A 14,947-nucleotide genomic window follows, 5' to 3' on the forward strand; every position below is an offset into this window, starting at 1 on the left:
CAGAATTGTTGATATTTAAGGGATTTCGAAGAGGTTAAAGCTTTAATAAACTTGTAAAAAGCTTTTAACTTTTATATTTAAAAACATACTTTTGTAATCCAAAATTCAAAAGACACTTATGAGCGTTTTAGTCAATAAAAATTCTAAAGTAATCGTGCAGGGGTTTACTGGAAGTGAAGGAACTTTCCATGCCGAGCAGATGATAGAATATGGTACGAATGTAGTTGGTGGTGTAACTCCAGGTAAAGGAGGACAGAAGCACCTTAACAAACCGGTATTTAATACTGTATCTGATGCAGTTGAGCAAACCGGGGCAGATGTATCGATCATCTTTGTACCGCCGGCATTTGCTGCTGACGCGATTATGGAAGCTGCTGATGCAGGTATTAAAGTTATTATCACCATTACTGAAGGTATCCCTGTTGCCGATATGGTAAAGGCTTCAGATTATATTAAAGATCGTGACTGTAGATTGATTGGTCCTAACTGTCCTGGTGTTATTACACCTGGAGAAGCTAAAGTTGGTATTATGCCAGGTTTTGTCTTTAAAAAAGGAAAAGTAGGTATCGTTTCTAAATCTGGTACTCTTACTTATGAAGCTGCAGATCAGGTTGTAAAACAAGGTCTTGGAATTACCACTGCAATTGGAATTGGTGGAGATCCAATTATTGGAACTACTACTAAAGAAGCTGTAGAACTATTGATGAATGATGATGAGACCGAATGTATCGTTATGATCGGTGAGATCGGTGGTCAGTTAGAAGCAGACGCAGCACAGTGGGTAAAGGCTAATGGAAATAAAAAGCCGGTTGTAGGTTTTATCGCTGGTGAAACCGCTCCTGCTGGACGTACCATGGGTCATGCTGGTGCTATCGTTGGTGGTAGTGAAGATACAGCTCAGGCTAAAAAGAAAATTCTTAGAGACAACGGAATCCACGTTGTTGATTCTCCTGCCGAAATTGGAATGAAAGTAGCTGAAGTTCTTAAAGCTTAAGAGTTTTTCAGATCAAATATATATTCCCTCTTTTACGATGTAAGAGAGGGATTTTTTTTGAATAAGATTTAATCATGTAGGCCTTTTTCGCGAAGAAAAACCAGGAGTTCCTCCGGGTAATCTGTCTGTATGATATCTGCCTTTTTTATATAAATAAGCTTTTCAAAACCATTTCTCCCGGATTTTTCCAATCTGTCATATTTCTGAAGCGCATTTACCCAGATATCGATTTCCTTTTCTTCTAATTTATGAATTCTGTAATTTGAATATGGCCGGTGATAAAGCTGGATAATATCTAAAAAGTCATAACTGGTAGCCATGTTTATTTTCCACCAGCTAAATGCCACCGGCATGATCCTAATGTCTGGATTCAAGCTGTAGAGCTCAGGGATTAATTCCAGGTTGTTCAAAGTTATGATGACCTGTTTTTCCATATCGAATTTGGTGATCAAACTGTAAGCTCTTTTAAAAGCTTCCAGGTCGTCCTGTTTGTAATCCAGGTTAAGAATTATCCTTTTTTCTGCTACCTGCAGAACCTGCTCAAGGCTTGGAATTAGGTGTTCGGTTTTATCTTCATCAAATAACAAGGGGTAATTCTTCAAGTCAGTGAACTCAAGCTCTGAGATCTTTTTATGGCTACCGGTAGTTCGGAATAAACTGGAATCATGCATTAGCACCGGTACTTTGTCTTTGGTTTCTCTTATATCAATTTCTACAATATCAATTCCCATTTTTATGCATTCTTCTATTGCCGGAATTGAATTTTCGGGAAATTTAGAATGAATTCCGCGGTGAGCGGCAATAAGGATTTTATCTTCAGGACTGTAAAGGCTTCTACTTTCGGGGTACGAGCTATTACCTGAACCCGATACTGTTATTAGCATCAGGATCCACGAGAAGCATAGAGGTATGAGACTGCTCTTGAACATCCTGGAAAGAATTTTGGAATCTTGATCACTTGAAATTCGTAACTACCTAAAAATAAGCATTTTGAAGCTAACTAACTAATGTTAAGTTCGATTCTGAAAATAAAAGGAAATTTCAGCATCTCGCTTTAATCTAAGATCATTGATTTGTTAGCTTTTAATGATCACCGAACTTTCAATATTCCCTCCGCCTTGAATCTTCAAATGAAAATTATTCAATCCAAAATAGCTTTTGCTATATTTGGACAGAGAATTAACCAAGATCATTTAATATGAAATTATTAGAAGGAAAAAATGCTATAATTACAGGCGGTAGCCGCGGAATAGGAAAAGGTATCGCTCAGGTATTTGCTCAGCACGGGGCAAATGTCGCTTTCACTTATAATTCATCGTCACAATCTGCAGAGGAACTTGCGAAAGAACTTGAAGCTCTGGGTGTAAAAGCCAAGGCATATCAATCTAATGCTGCAAGTTTTAAAGAGTCTCAGGAATTGGTAGACAGCGTAGTCGAAGATTTTGGTTCAATAGATATCGTAGTTAATAACGCGGGAATCACTAAGGATAATCTGCTTATGAGAATGAGTGAAGAGGATTTTGATAAGGTTATCGAAGTGAACTTGAAATCTATTTTTAATATGACCAAAGCCGTTCAAAGAACTATGTTGAAACAGCGGAGCGGAAGTATTATCAATATGAGTTCTGTGGTTGGTGTTACCGGAAATGCCGGGCAGGCTAACTATGCGGCTTCAAAGGCTGGAATCATTGGATTTTCTAAATCTATTGCACAGGAACTTGGATCTCGAAATATTAGAACTAATGTAATTGCTCCAGGCTTCATTGAAACAGAAATGACAGAGAAGCTCGATGAAAAGACCGTTCAGGGATGGAGAGATGCTATTCCTTTGAAAAGAGGGGGTAAACCAGAAGATATTGCCAATGCGTGTGTTTATCTTGGTAGCGATCTTAGCTCTTACGTAACTGGACAGGTGATCCATGTAGACGGAGGAATGCACACCTAAGATCTCGTCTTTCTGGTTAGAATGTGAAATATTCCATTTAATTGTTAACTTCACGATTCTAACTTATTTTAATGGATACAAGCACGATCTTATATATAACCCTGGCTCTCATTGCAGCGCTGGGGTTCGCTTTTTTTCAGTATCTGTATCATAAGAATCCTAGAAGGAGGAAAGACTATATATTTTTTTCATTGCGAGCACTTTCGGTCTTTCTGGTGCTTTTAATTTTGATCAATCCAAAGATAACATCTGTAGATTACGAAATAGATAAGCCAGAACTGATCCTGCTTACAGATAATTCTCAATCTATTTCATATTTGAATGTTGAGGATAAGATCAGTGAGATTTCTGATGCTCTTAGCGGTAATACCGATATTCAGAAGGATTTTGAAGTAAATCGCCTTTATTTCGGAGAAAAACTGGGTTTAAATGATTCCTTGGATTTCCTAGCTAGCCAGACCGATATCTATTCGGCGCTTTCTGAAGCTGAAAATATCTATTCCAATCAAAACCCTGTCATCGTGCTGTTAACGGATGGTAATCAAAGCCTGGGCAGGGATTTTAGATATTTTAATAAAGGAACCGGTACTAACATTTTTCCTTTGATAATAGGGGATACCACCAGTTATAAAGATCTAAGCATTGAAAGGATCAATGCTAATAGGTACGCCTTTCTTAACAACCGGTTTCCTGTCGAAGTATTTGTCAATTATGCTGGAAAAGAAGATATAGAGGCCAGCTTCAATATCAGATCTGGAGAGTCAATAATTTATACCCAAAAACTTAAATTTTCCAAGGATTCACAGTCGGAAGTCATTAGAACTGAATTGCCGGCTAATTCACTGGGAGTTAAAACATATTCGGTTGAAGTCGAAACGCTTTCAGATGAAAGGAATGAAGTTAATAATCAGCAGAAATTTGCTATCGAGGTAGTTGATGAGCGAACTTCTATTCTTATTTTAAGCGATGTTGCTCATCCAGACCTGGGAGCTTTTGAGAAATCTATAGCTAGTAATCAGCAACGTACTGTAAATATTAAATATTTAGATGATAAAAATTTAAATATATCATATTATCAATTAGTTATACTGTACCAGGTAAACAGAAAGTTTAATAATTCGATCGCGGAAATTCTTGAAAAGGATCTAAACTATCTGGTGGTTACCGGTACTAAAACAGACTGGAATTATTTGAATGCCCTGGATCTTGGCTATAATAAAAATGCGACCAGCCAGTCACAGGAAATATTTCCTGTTTATAATCCCGTATTTAGTTCCTTTCAATTTGAAAATATAGGCTTTGATGATTTCCCTCCTCTAATTGATAGATTTGGTCCTCTGGAAATAAATCAGAAAAGATTTAATGTAATGCTTTCTCAGGAACTGCAGGGAGTTAAAACCGGGGATCCTTTGATGGGTGTTACACAAACCACTCCAAAATCAGGATTCTTATTTGGTGAGAATATCTGGCGATGGCGAGCTAAATCATATTTGGATAACCGTTCTTTTGAAGATTTTGACAATTTTATAGGCAAACTAGTTCAAAATTTAGCTTCAAGCAACTCAAGACAGCGATTAACTGTAGATGCAGAGAATTTTTATTATGCCAACCAGAATGTAGTTATTTCTGCACAGTATTTTGATGAAAATTATCAGTTTGATCCGGGTGTGAATTTGAGAATTAGTATAGAAAATAAGGGAGCAGATGAAGAATTTACCTCAGACCTGGTTCTAAAGAATAACTTCTATCAGTTTGATGGAGGAGATCTAAAGCCCGGTGAATATTCTTATACCGTTAGTGTACAGGGAAGAGGCCTTTCTAAATCTGGTCAATTCGAGGTGGTAGAATATAATACAGAGCAGCAGTTTGTTTCTTCTAACCTTTCTGGCATGCAGTCTTTTGCAGATAATAACGGAACTATACTTTATTATCCAGATAAGTTGAATGACCTCGTAAATACCTTACTTACTGATGATAAGTTCAAACCTGTCCAAAAAAGCCGGCAAAAAACCGTACCTTTGATAGACTGGTATTACCTACTGTTCATTTTGATATTTTTTCTTGCCGCTGAATGGTTTTACCGAAAATATTTAGGACTAATTTAATCACAATTTTTATTTATGGAAAGATTACCAAAGATTGGCATACCATTGTTTATTGGTGTCGTCATTTTAATAATTTTTATCGCTAAAAGTACTGTTACTATTGATTCCGGTGAAGCCGGAGTATTATACAAAACTTTCGGTGGAGGTGTTGTAACAGAGGAACCACCATTATCTGAAGGTTTCCATTTTGTAGCTCCCTGGAACAAAGTATTCGTTTATGAGGTACGTCAACAGTCTCTAGATGAAGAAATGACTGTTCTTTCTTCAAATGGATTAGAAATATCTTTAGATGCTTCAGTTTGGTTTCAACCAGAATATGAAGTATTAGGAAAACTACATCAGGAGAAAGGAGAGGCTTATATCCAGCGTTTGCTTCAGCCGGCAATTAGATCGGCAACCAGAGCGGTTGTAGGACGTTACAATCCTGAGCAGCTTTATGCTAGTAAAAGAGAAGCTATCCAGAAGGAGATTTTTGACGAAACCAACCTGTTGCTTGATGAACAATATGTTCAGGTGAATGAAGTTCTTGTTAGAGATGTCTCTTTGCCTTCAACTATTAAAGAGGCGATTGAAAGAAAGCTTAGACAGGAGCAGGAATCCCTGGAATATGAATTTAGGTTGACCAAGGCTGAACAGGAAGCAGAACGCCAGCGTATAGATGCCGAAGGTAAAGCTACGGCAAACCGCATCCTAAGTGAATCTTTGACAGATAAGGTGCTGAAGGAAAAAGGAATTCAAGCTACAGTAGAACTGGCGAAATCCCCAAATGCTAAAGTTGTTGTGATAGGTCAGGGAGATAGTGGAATGCCTATAATTTTAGGTAACAACTAATAAACAAATCTTAAAAATTAATTTTCAGGTTTTATTTCTGATTATTTTATTTAGATTTGAACTCACAATGAGAAACTATACAGTACATCACCATCATTTTTCTACCCACGCTCAGGCGAGGTGAATATGATATGTTGTAACTTTAACTAAAATATCATAACCCGTTTGAGCAATCAAGCGGGTTTTTTTATTTCTAATACTACCAATTAAGATCATGAGTAAAGAAAAATTAAGAATAGCAGTTCAAAAATCAGGTCGATTATTCGAGGATTCCATTGGGATTCTAAAAGACGCTGGCATTTCTATAGATAATGGAAAAGAGCAGCTTAAAGCCTCATCCAGAAACTTTCCTTTGGAAGTTATGTATCTAAGAAATGGAGATATTCCGCAATATCTTAGGGATGGAGTAGTAGATGTTGCGATCATAGGTGAAAATGTTTTGATCGAAAAGGGTCAGGATATCATTAAAGGAGAAAAACTCGGATTTTCAAAATGCAGGGTATCCCTGGCGGTCCCAAAATCTTTTAATTATACCGGAATTAAGGATCTGGATGGTTTGAAGATAGCTACCTCTTATCCTAATACAGTGAATGAATTCATGAAAGAGAAAGGTATCTCAGCGGAACTTCATATTATTAATGGGTCGGTGGAGATCGCTCCAAACATTGGTCTTGCAGATGCTATTTGCGATATCGTTTCCAGTGGAAGTACTTTATTTAAAAATGGTTTGAAAGAAGTAGAGGTGATGCTGAAAAGTGAAGCGGTACTTGCTATTTCTCCTCAAATTTCTGAAGAAAGAAAGAAGATCCTTGAGAAGTTGCAATTCAGAATGAAGTCTGTGTTGAATGCCAGGACTTCTAAATACATTCTTATGAACGTTCCGAATGAGAAGCTGGAGGATGTAATAAAGCTTTTGCCCGGAATGAGAAGCCCTACGGTATTACCATTAGCAGAAGAAGGCTGGAGTTCCGTGCACACCGTGATCAATGAAGAGCGTTTCTGGGAGGTTCTGGATGAGCTTAGGAACTTTGGAGCAGAAGGAATTCTGGTTGCGCCAATCGAAAAAATGGTAATTTAATAACTGCTGAATATTAAGATTATGAATAAGATATTAAATCCTTCAAAATCAGACTGGCCTGAGATCCTGAAAAGACCAACTCAAACCGTTGCCGATATTGAGCAAACGGTCAATCAAATCTTTGATGAGATCAGGGTAAAAGGGAATTCCGCAGTTGCTAAATATACCGAGCTGTTCGATGGAATTAAATTAAATGAGCTGAAGGTTTCAGAAAATGAAGTCCAGAATGCCGATAAGGAAATTTCAGAAGAATTAAAATCGGCTATAAAACTGGCGAAATCTAATATTGAAAAATTCCATGCGGCCCAGAGAACTGAAAAGATCAGTGTTGAAACTACTAATGGAGTAAAATGCTGGCAGGAAAAGAAAGCGATCCAGAAAGTTGGGCTTTATATTCCGGGCGGAACGGCACCTTTATTTTCTTCGATCTTGATGCTGGCTATTCCAGCTAGGCTTGCCGGGTGTGAAGAGATCGTTTTATGCACTCCTCCGGATAAAGATGGAAACGTAAATCCGGCAATTCTGTATGCGGCCGAACTTTGTGGTGTAACTCAAATATTTAAAATTGGAGGAATTCAGGCTATTGGAGCGATGACATTTGGAACTGAAGATGTTCCGCAGGTATATAAGATATTTGGTCCTGGAAATCAGTTTGTGACGGTTGCGAAGCAGCTCGCTACAAAATATCAGGTAGCCATAGACATGCCGGCAGGCCCTTCAGAATTATTGGTATTTGCAGATGATTCAGCAAATCCGGCTTATGTTGCTTCAGATCTTTTAAGTCAGGCAGAGCATGGAATAGATAGCCAGGTGATCATGGTTTCAACTTCAGAAAAGCTGATCAATGCAGTTTCAGATGAGATCGAAGCCCAGGTTCAGGAGCTCCCAAGAAAAGCGATAGCTGATAAAGCTATAGAGAATTCAAGATTGATCCTGGTTAGCTCAAAAGAAGAAGCTTTGGAACTTATTAATGAATATGGTCCTGAGCATTTTATTATTTGTTCTGAAAATGAAGATTATTTTGTGCAGGGAATTGTAAATGCCGGTTCTGTTTTTATAGGAAATTATACCCCTGAAAGTGCAGGGGATTATGCTTCCGGAACAAATCACACCTTACCCACAAATGGTTACGCCAAGCAATATAGCGGTGTAAATCTGGATAGTTTTATGAAGACCATCACTTTTCAGAAGATCTCGGAACAGGGAATTAAAGAAATTGGACCATCCATAGAATTACTTGCTGAAGCTGAAGGTTTGCAGGCTCACAAGAATGCAGTAAGTCTAAGATTAAAAGACCTGAATTAAATGGAGGTATTTGATTTAAATAAATTGATCAGACCAAATGTGGCGAAATTAAAGCCATATTCTTCTGCCAGAGACGAATTCAAAACTCAGGGAGCGGAAATGATCTTTCTGGATGCGAATGAGAACCCCAATGATAATGGGCTAAACCGATATCCAGATCCGCACCAAGCTAAGGTTAAGGAAAAGCTTTCTGAAATTAAGAACGTCGTTCCATCCAATATCTTATTAGGTAATGGGAGTGATGAAGTCCTTGATCTTATTTTCAGGGCTTTCTGTGAGCCTGGAAGAGATAATATTATCTCACTACCGCCTACCTACGGCATGTATAAAGTGCTTGCCGATATCAATGATATTGAAAACAGGGAGGTTTTATTAAACCACGATTTTGAACCAGATGTTACCGCGATCTTTGAACAGGTAAGTTCCAGGACCAAGATCATTTTTCTATGTTCACCGAATAATCCTTCCGGGAATTCATTTGAAGCGAATACAATAGAAGCGATTCTAAAAAGGTTTAATGGACTAGTGGTGATCGATGAGGCGTATATAGATTTTTCAGAGAAAGATAGCTGGATCAACATGCTGGAAGATTTCCCTACTCTTATCATTACTCAAACTTTTTCTAAAGCTTTTGGAAAGGCAGGGATCAGGCTTGGAGTTCTATATGCTTCAGAAGAAATTATTACTATTCTGAATAAGATCAAACCTCCGTATAATGTGAATCAACTTACTCAGAATGAGTCTCTGGAAACCTTATTTGATTTAGATAAAATAAAAACACAAGTTGCTGGTATTAAGAGTGAAAGAAAGCTTTTAGTTGAACAATTACTTGAAGTTAATTTTGTTTCAAAAATATATAGATCTGACGCTAATTTTCTGCTTCTGGAAGTAGATAATGCAAACAAACGCTATGATCAATTTCTTGAAAAAGGAATTGTTATAAGAAACAGAAGCAACCAGCCATTGTGCGAAAATTGCCTGCGAATTACTGTCGGAACTAAGGAAGAAAATAAGAAACTCATCAAAGCATTTAAAGAATTAGATAATGAATAAATTATTATTTATAGATCGTGACGGGACATTGATCCATGAGCCTGAGGATTATCAAATCGACAGTCTGGATAAACTTGAATTTTATCCTGAAGTTTTTACCTACCTGGGTAAAATAGCCAAAGAGCTGGATTATGAGATCGTAATGGTGACCAATCAGGACGGGCTGGGAACTGATAGTTTTCCGGAAAGCGATTTCTGGCCAATTCAGAATTTTATTATCAAAACTTTTAAGAATGAAGGGGTTGAATTTAGCGATGTATTGATAGACAGGACCTTTGCCAAAGAGAATGCACCTACCAGGAAGCCAAATACCGGTTTACTTGAAAGAAAATTCATGGATAATTCAGATTATGACCTGAAGAACTCTTTTATGGTAGGTGACCGACTTACAGATATAGAATTTGCCATGAACTTTGGTGGTCAGGGAATTTTCATTGATAATCATGAGGAGCTCGGCGAGGATGAAGTGAAAAATGAAAAATCTGAAGTTGAGAATAGAATAGCTTTGAAAACCAATTCATGGAAAGAGATCTATGAGTTCCTGAAATTACAGGATAGAACAGCATCTATCGAGAGAAAGACCAATGAAACTGATATTAAAATTGAATTGAATCTCGATGGAACCGGAAAAAGTGATATAAGCACCGGTATCGACTTTTTTGATCATATGCTTGATCAGTTAGCACGTCATGGACAGATGGACATTAAAATCGCTGTTAAAGGCGATCTGGAGGTTGATGAACATCATACTATCGAAGATACTGCGATCGCTTTAGGAGAGGTCTTTAGTAAAGCACTTGGTAATAAGCTGGGTATAGAGCGATATGGATTTTGTTTACCTATGGATGATTGTCTTTCTCAGGTCGCCATCGATTTTGGCGGAAGAAACTGGCTGGTTTGGGAAGCAGATTTCAACAGGGAAATGATTGGCAAAATGCCAACAGAGATGTTCTATCATTTCTTCAAGTCTTTCACCGATGGTGCCAAAGCAAATTTGAATATTAAAGCTGAAGGTAAAAATGAGCACCATAAGATAGAAGCTATTTTTAAAGCCTTTGCAAAAGCTATAAAAATGGCGGTAAAAAGAGACACCGAAAAAATGATCTTACCATCTACAAAAGGAATGCTTTAATGAAAATAGTAATTATAGATTACGGAGCCGGGAATATCCAAAGTATCAAATTTGCGATAAAGCGACTTGGCTTTGTGGCTGAGCTAAGCAGTGATGCTGAAGAGATCCGGAAAGCCGATAAAGTTATATTCCCGGGTGTGGGAGAAGCAGGAAGCGCGATGAGAATGTTGCGATCAACAGGTCTTGATGAAGTAATACCCACGCTGAAGCAACCTGTTCTGGGCATTTGTCTGGGAATGCAGTTAATGTGTAATTATTCCGAGGAAGGTGATACAAAAGGCCTGGGGATCTTTGATGCCGATGTGAAACGATTTGATAATTCGGTAAAAGTTCCCCAGATTGGATGGAACCAGATCACAAATCTTGATTCACATTTTTTCGATAATGTTGAAAACGGCGAATATGTTTACCTCGTGCATAGTTACTACGTTCCCGAATGTGCAGATGAAATTGCCAGAACAGAATATGGTGTGAACTATTCCACGGCTTTACATCGTGATAATTTCTACGGGGTACAGTTTCACCCCGAAAAAAGCAGCAAAACAGGCGAACAGATACTTAAAAACTTTTTGAAGCTAGAATTAAATTAATACTAGAATGCGAATAATACCGGCAATAGATATTATCGAAGGTAAATGTGTAAGGCTTTCAAAAGGTGATTACAATACCAAGAAAATTTATAATGAGAATCCCCTGGAGGTGGCGAAATCATTTCAGGACCACGGAATTGAATATTTACACCTGGTAGACCTGGATGGTGCGAAGTCTAAACATATTGTAAATCATAAGATCCTTGAACAAATCGCTTCAAAAACTGATCTGAAAGTTGATTTTGGAGGCGGATTGAAATCTGATAAAGATCTGGAGATCGCCTTTGAAAGTGGCGCGAATCAGATCACCGGTGGAAGTATTGCTGTAAAAGATCCTGATATATTTCAGAACTGGCTTCAAAAGTATGGAAGTGACAAGATCATTTTAGGAGCAGATGCAAAGAATAGAAAGATAGCAGTTTCCGGCTGGTTGGAAGATTCAGACAAGGAAATCATCCCATTTATTCAGAATTATGAAGAGAAGGGGGCGAAATATGTGATCTGTACAGATATTTCTAAAGATGGAATGTTGGAAGGCCCATCATTTGATCTTTATGAAGAGATCCTGTCTGAAACACAAAACATCTATCTTATTGCATCCGGTGGAATTTCAGAATTTGATGAGCTGCCTAAACTGGCAGAATTAGGCTGCGAAGGAGTAATCATAGGGAAAGCGATCTATGAGAATAGGATCAGTTTAAAACAATTGGAGAATTATATTTTAAATAAATAGTAGCTAGTTTACTTTAATGGAAAAGCGTCAAGCTGAACTTGTTTCAGCTTCTAATTTTGAGATCCTGAAACAAGTTCAGGATGACGAATACTGAAACTTTCGAAAAATAAAATCTATTATCTAACATCTAAAAAGATGCTAACTAAGCGAATAATACCCTGTCTTGATATCAAAAATGGAAGGACAGTTAAAGGAGTCAATTTTGTTGACCTGAGAGATGCAGGAGATCCCGTGGAGCTGGCTGCGGCCTATGCCGAGAAAGGTGCTGACGAACTGGTTTTTCTTGATATTTCAGCAACGGAAGAAAAACGAAAAACCCTGGCAAAGCTTGTGCTGGATGTCGCCGAACAACTCAATATTCCATTTACCGTTGGTGGCGGGATTTCTTCAGTAGAAGATGTAGATATCCTGCTTAAGAATGGAGCCGATAAGGTTTCTATAAATTCTTCCGCAGTTAAAAACCCCGATCTTATAAATCAGCTTTCTGATAAATTTGGAAGTCAGTGTGTGGTGGTGGCGATAGACGCAAAAAATATTGATGGGAAATGGAAAGTACATCTCGTAGGAGGTAAAGTTCCTACCGAACTGGATCTTTTTGAATGGGCCAAAGAAGTTGAACAGCGCGGAGCGGGAGAGATCCTCTTTACTTCAATGGATCATGATGGTACCAAAAATGGGTTTGCGAATGAGGCTCTGGCCAGACTTTCTGAGGAATTAAATATTCCTATTATTGCTTCCGGAGGAGCAGGAAATATTCAGCATTTTCAGGATACATTTCAGAAAGGAAAAGCAGATGCTGCTCTAGCTGCCAGTGTTTTCCATTTTAAGGAGATAGAGATCTCAGATCTTAAAAATCAACTAAGAACAGCCGGTATACCGGTGAGAATATAAAGAAAATGAATATAGATTTCAATAAGAACAGCGATGGCCTGGTTCCGGCAATAATCCAGGATTCAATTACAAAAAAGGTACTGATGTTAGGCTACATGAATGAGGAAGCCTTTCTGAAAACCAACCAGACAAAAAAAGTTACTTTTTATAGTAGAACTAAAGAGCGATTATGGACGAAAGGTGAGGAAAGCGGTATTTTTCTACATCTGGTAAATATAAAACTGGATTGTGATAACGACACCCTTTTGGTGGAAGTAAATCCGGAAGGTCCTGTATGTCATAAGGGAACCGATACCTGCTGGGCTGAAGGAAATACTGTAGAATATGGTTTTCTTTCGAAACTTGAAGGAATTATTGAAAGTCGTCAAAAATTAAGTGAAACCGAGCCAGGATTGCGAAAGGAAAACGAAAATAGCTATGTTACTTCACTTTTTGATGCAGGAATTAATAAGATCGCTCAGAAAGTAGGAGAGGAGGCTGTAGAAACAGTGATCGAGGCCAAAGATGATAATGATGACCTATTTCTTAATGAAAGTGCCGATTTGCTTTTTCATTACTTGATATTACTAAAAGCAAAAGGATTTGGATTGAAAGATATAGTAAAAGTACTGGAGGGAAGACATTAGTCTTCCCAGCCACCCATTTTTCCTGATTTATAATCTTCGTAAGCCTGGTGGATCTCATCTTCGGAATTCATAACGAACGGTCCGCCAAATACCACCTTTTCATCAAATGGTTCTGCATGCCCAAGAAGGAGTATACTTTTTTCTGTAGCTTTAATATTTAGAATTTCACTGTTTTTAGAAAATTCAGCGAGATGTAATCTTGGAACATTGATCTCGTTCACTTCAAGTTCACCATCAATAACATAAAAGAAAATATTATCAGATTTAGGGATCTCCAGTTGAATTTCGGAATCTTTTTCAAAGTGCACCGTAGATAAGTTTACTGAAGTGGGAGTGTCAAATGCTCCTCTAATTCCTTTAAAATTTCCTGAAACTACCTGAGCCCTGATTGTTTCTTCTTCATTTTTCCAGGTTGAAATCTGTTCTTTTTGAAGTCCGTGGTAGGTGGGTTGCATCATTTTCAGTCTTTTAGGTAAATTGACCCACAACTGTAAAATTTCCAGTGGGCCACCTTCCTCTTTAAACTTCTGGGAAGACACTTCCGCGTGAATAAGTCCGCTACCGGCAGTCATCCATTGAACGCCACCACTTTCAATAACGTTTTTATGGCCGCTACTATCCTTATGTGCAATGTCGCCGTCAAGGATAAAAGTTACCGTTTCCATCCCGCGATGAGGATGCGGTCCAAAAGGCAAACCATTATTATTTGGTGGATACTTTTGAGGTCCGTGATGATTCAGAAATATAAATGGATCTATCATTTGCAGGTTACGGCTGGGAAGAGGAGACCATGTTTCAAGATCCCCCATAGGACGATACTCCGCTTTATGCAGTTTCTTAATATTCCTCATTTTAAAAGTCTATTTATTTCTAACGTAAATTAATTTGAATTTGGAATTAGCATTTTCCCTGGACTCGATCTCAAATTTATCTATAGAGTTTATCATAGGAGTCAGCTTTTGGAATCCGTAATTCCTTGAGTCAAAATTAGGTTGCTTTTTCTGAAGTAAACTTCCCACATCTCCTAGAAAAGCCCAGCCATCTTCATCGGCTACATCAGATATAGTATGAGATATGAGTCTAATCACTTTTGGAGTGATCTTATCTAAGTTCTGCTTTTTAGTGCCTTTTTCTTTATTGCTTTTATCACTCTCAGACTCCTTAGTGTTATTCTTAAGGATCTCGATATAAATGAATTTATCGCATGCCACAATAAAAGGATCTGGAGTCTTTTTCTCGCCGATGCCGATAACCTTCATACTAGCTTCTCGAAGCCTCGTAGCCAAGCGGGTAAAATCTGAATCACTTGAAACCAGGCAGAATCCATCAACTTTGTTGGAATATAGAATATCCATCGCATCGATGATCATGGCAGAATCTGTCGCATTTTTTCCCTGTGTATAACCGTATTGTTGAATAGGATGGATAGCGTTCTCTAAGAGAACATTCTTCCATTTATTTAAATGAGGTTTGGTCCAGTCACCATAGATTCTTTTGATCGTAGGGTTGCCATATTTGGCAATTTCTTCCATCATTTCCTTTACATGAGCAGATGGTATATTGTCGCCGTCTATAAGTACAGCTAAATTTGTTTCCATTAATTTTTATTTATTTGGGTGACTAAAGTTAAGATTAAAATATTAGTCCTTTCTTATTCAGCCAAA

At 37.9% G+C, this 14,947-nt stretch carries 15 protein-coding genes; 12 read left to right on the forward strand and 3 right to left on the reverse strand.

Annotation, left to right across the window (positions count from 1 at the left end; all coding sequences use genetic code 11):
- The first annotated feature begins 118 nt into the window (after positions 1–118).
- Positions 119–994, forward strand: coding sequence for a succinate--CoA ligase subunit alpha (gene sucD / locus G3I01_RS12705; protein WP_219548446.1), 876 nt, complete (start codon positions 119–121; stop codon positions 992–994).
- Between the two features lie 68 nt (positions 995–1,062).
- Here the strand turns inward: sucD and G3I01_RS12710 are convergent, their stop codons facing one another.
- On the reverse strand, positions 1,063–1,923 hold the full coding sequence (locus tag G3I01_RS12710; RefSeq protein WP_219548448.1) for a glycerophosphodiester phosphodiesterase family protein: 861 nt from the start codon (positions 1,921–1,923) through the stop codon (positions 1,063–1,065).
- 269 nt (positions 1,924–2,192) lie between these two features.
- Between G3I01_RS12710 and fabG the strand changes: the two genes are divergently transcribed.
- From fabG to hisIE, 11 genes are all read left to right on the forward strand, one after another.
- The gene (gene fabG / locus G3I01_RS12715) at positions 2,193–2,939 is read left to right on the forward strand and encodes a 3-oxoacyl-[acyl-carrier-protein] reductase (protein ID WP_219548450.1); all 747 of its coding nucleotides are present in this window, start codon (positions 2,193–2,195) and stop codon (positions 2,937–2,939) included.
- A gap of 71 nt (positions 2,940–3,010) precedes the next feature.
- Positions 3,011–5,044 (forward strand): VWA domain-containing protein, encoded by a 2,034-nt coding sequence (locus tag G3I01_RS12720; RefSeq protein ID WP_219548452.1) that lies wholly within the window; start codon positions 3,011–3,013, stop codon positions 5,042–5,044.
- Positions 5,045–5,059: 15 nt separating this feature from the next.
- Entirely contained in the window at positions 5,060–5,875 is an 816-nt protein-coding gene (locus G3I01_RS12725) for a prohibitin family protein (protein WP_219548454.1), read from the forward strand.
- A gap of 214 nt (positions 5,876–6,089) precedes the next feature.
- The gene (gene hisG / locus G3I01_RS12730) at positions 6,090–6,953 is read left to right on the forward strand and encodes an ATP phosphoribosyltransferase (RefSeq protein ID WP_219548457.1); all 864 of its coding nucleotides are present in this window, start codon (positions 6,090–6,092) and stop codon (positions 6,951–6,953) included.
- A 21-nt stretch (positions 6,954–6,974) separates the two neighbouring features.
- Positions 6,975–8,258 (forward strand): histidinol dehydrogenase, encoded by a 1,284-nt coding sequence (hisD, locus tag G3I01_RS12735; protein ID WP_219548460.1) that lies wholly within the window; start codon positions 6,975–6,977, stop codon positions 8,256–8,258.
- On the forward strand, positions 8,259–9,311 hold the full coding sequence (gene hisC, locus G3I01_RS12740; RefSeq protein ID WP_219548462.1) for a histidinol-phosphate transaminase: 1,053 nt from the start codon (positions 8,259–8,261) through the stop codon (positions 9,309–9,311).
- Positions 9,304–10,443, forward strand: coding sequence for a bifunctional histidinol-phosphatase/imidazoleglycerol-phosphate dehydratase HisB (gene hisB / locus G3I01_RS12745; protein ID WP_219548464.1), 1,140 nt, complete (start codon positions 9,304–9,306; stop codon positions 10,441–10,443). Before hisC ends, hisB begins: the two co-directional genes overlap by 8 nt.
- Positions 10,443–11,033, forward strand: a complete 591-nt coding sequence (hisH, locus tag G3I01_RS12750) for an imidazole glycerol phosphate synthase subunit HisH (RefSeq protein WP_219548466.1) — start codon at positions 10,443–10,445, stop codon at positions 11,031–11,033. Before hisB ends, hisH begins: the two co-directional genes overlap by 1 nt.
- Before the next feature lie 7 nt (positions 11,034–11,040).
- Positions 11,041–11,766, forward strand: coding sequence for a 1-(5-phosphoribosyl)-5-[(5-phosphoribosylamino)methylideneamino]imidazole-4-carboxamide isomerase (hisA, locus tag G3I01_RS12755; protein WP_219548468.1), 726 nt, complete (start codon positions 11,041–11,043; stop codon positions 11,764–11,766).
- 135 nt (positions 11,767–11,901) lie between these two features.
- Positions 11,902–12,657, forward strand: coding sequence for an imidazole glycerol phosphate synthase subunit HisF (hisF, locus tag G3I01_RS12760; RefSeq protein ID WP_219548470.1), 756 nt, complete (start codon positions 11,902–11,904; stop codon positions 12,655–12,657).
- A 5-nt stretch (positions 12,658–12,662) separates the two neighbouring features.
- Positions 12,663–13,283: a bifunctional phosphoribosyl-AMP cyclohydrolase/phosphoribosyl-ATP diphosphatase HisIE gene (gene hisIE / locus G3I01_RS12765; protein WP_219548472.1), complete on the forward strand. Its 621-nt coding sequence runs from the start codon at positions 12,663–12,665 to the stop codon at positions 13,281–13,283.
- Here hisIE and G3I01_RS12770 read toward each other — a convergent pair.
- Complete coding sequence (locus tag G3I01_RS12770; RefSeq protein ID WP_219548474.1) at positions 13,280–14,134, reverse strand: pirin family protein; 855 nt, start codon at positions 14,132–14,134, stop codon at positions 13,280–13,282. The two genes, hisIE and G3I01_RS12770, sit on opposite strands and share 4 nt — an antisense overlap.
- A gap of 9 nt (positions 14,135–14,143) precedes the next feature.
- The gene (locus tag G3I01_RS12775; protein ID WP_219548476.1) at positions 14,144–14,881 is read right to left on the reverse strand and encodes an NYN domain-containing protein; all 738 of its coding nucleotides are present in this window, start codon (positions 14,879–14,881) and stop codon (positions 14,144–14,146) included.
- Between the last annotated feature and the right edge of the window lie 66 nt (positions 14,882–14,947).

It is taken from the genome of Gramella sp. MT6 (assembly GCF_019357415.1).
Lineage (GTDB): Bacteria > Bacteroidota > Bacteroidia > Flavobacteriales > Flavobacteriaceae > Christiangramia.

Excerpts from the sequence above, each read along its gene's own strand:
- sucD (WP_219548446.1), top strand. The coding sequence starts at position 119 with ATGAGCGTTTTAGTCAATAAAAATTCTAAAGTAATCGTGCAGGGGTTT.
- G3I01_RS12710 (WP_219548448.1), bottom strand. The coding sequence starts at position 1,923 with ATGTTCAAGAGCAGTCTCATACCTCTATGCTTCTCGTGGATCCTGATG.
- fabG (WP_219548450.1), top strand. The coding sequence starts at position 2,193 with ATGAAATTATTAGAAGGAAAAAATGCTATAATTACAGGCGGTAGCCGC.
- G3I01_RS12720 (WP_219548452.1), top strand. The coding sequence starts at position 3,011 with ATGGATACAAGCACGATCTTATATATAACCCTGGCTCTCATTGCAGCG.
- G3I01_RS12725 (WP_219548454.1), top strand. The coding sequence starts at position 5,060 with ATGGAAAGATTACCAAAGATTGGCATACCATTGTTTATTGGTGTCGTC.
- hisG (WP_219548457.1), top strand. The coding sequence starts at position 6,090 with ATGAGTAAAGAAAAATTAAGAATAGCAGTTCAAAAATCAGGTCGATTA.
- hisD (WP_219548460.1), top strand. The coding sequence starts at position 6,975 with ATGAATAAGATATTAAATCCTTCAAAATCAGACTGGCCTGAGATCCTG.
- hisC (WP_219548462.1), top strand. The coding sequence starts at position 8,259 with ATGGAGGTATTTGATTTAAATAAATTGATCAGACCAAATGTGGCGAAA.
- hisB (WP_219548464.1), top strand. The coding sequence starts at position 9,304 with ATGAATAAATTATTATTTATAGATCGTGACGGGACATTGATCCATGAG.
- hisH (WP_219548466.1), top strand. The coding sequence starts at position 10,443 with ATGAAAATAGTAATTATAGATTACGGAGCCGGGAATATCCAAAGTATC.
- hisA (WP_219548468.1), top strand. The coding sequence starts at position 11,041 with ATGCGAATAATACCGGCAATAGATATTATCGAAGGTAAATGTGTAAGG.
- hisF (WP_219548470.1), top strand. The coding sequence starts at position 11,902 with ATGCTAACTAAGCGAATAATACCCTGTCTTGATATCAAAAATGGAAGG.
- hisIE (WP_219548472.1), top strand. The coding sequence starts at position 12,663 with ATGAATATAGATTTCAATAAGAACAGCGATGGCCTGGTTCCGGCAATA.
- G3I01_RS12770 (WP_219548474.1), bottom strand. The coding sequence starts at position 14,134 with ATGAGGAATATTAAGAAACTGCATAAAGCGGAGTATCGTCCTATGGGG.
- G3I01_RS12775 (WP_219548476.1), bottom strand. The coding sequence starts at position 14,881 with ATGGAAACAAATTTAGCTGTACTTATAGACGGCGACAATATACCATCT.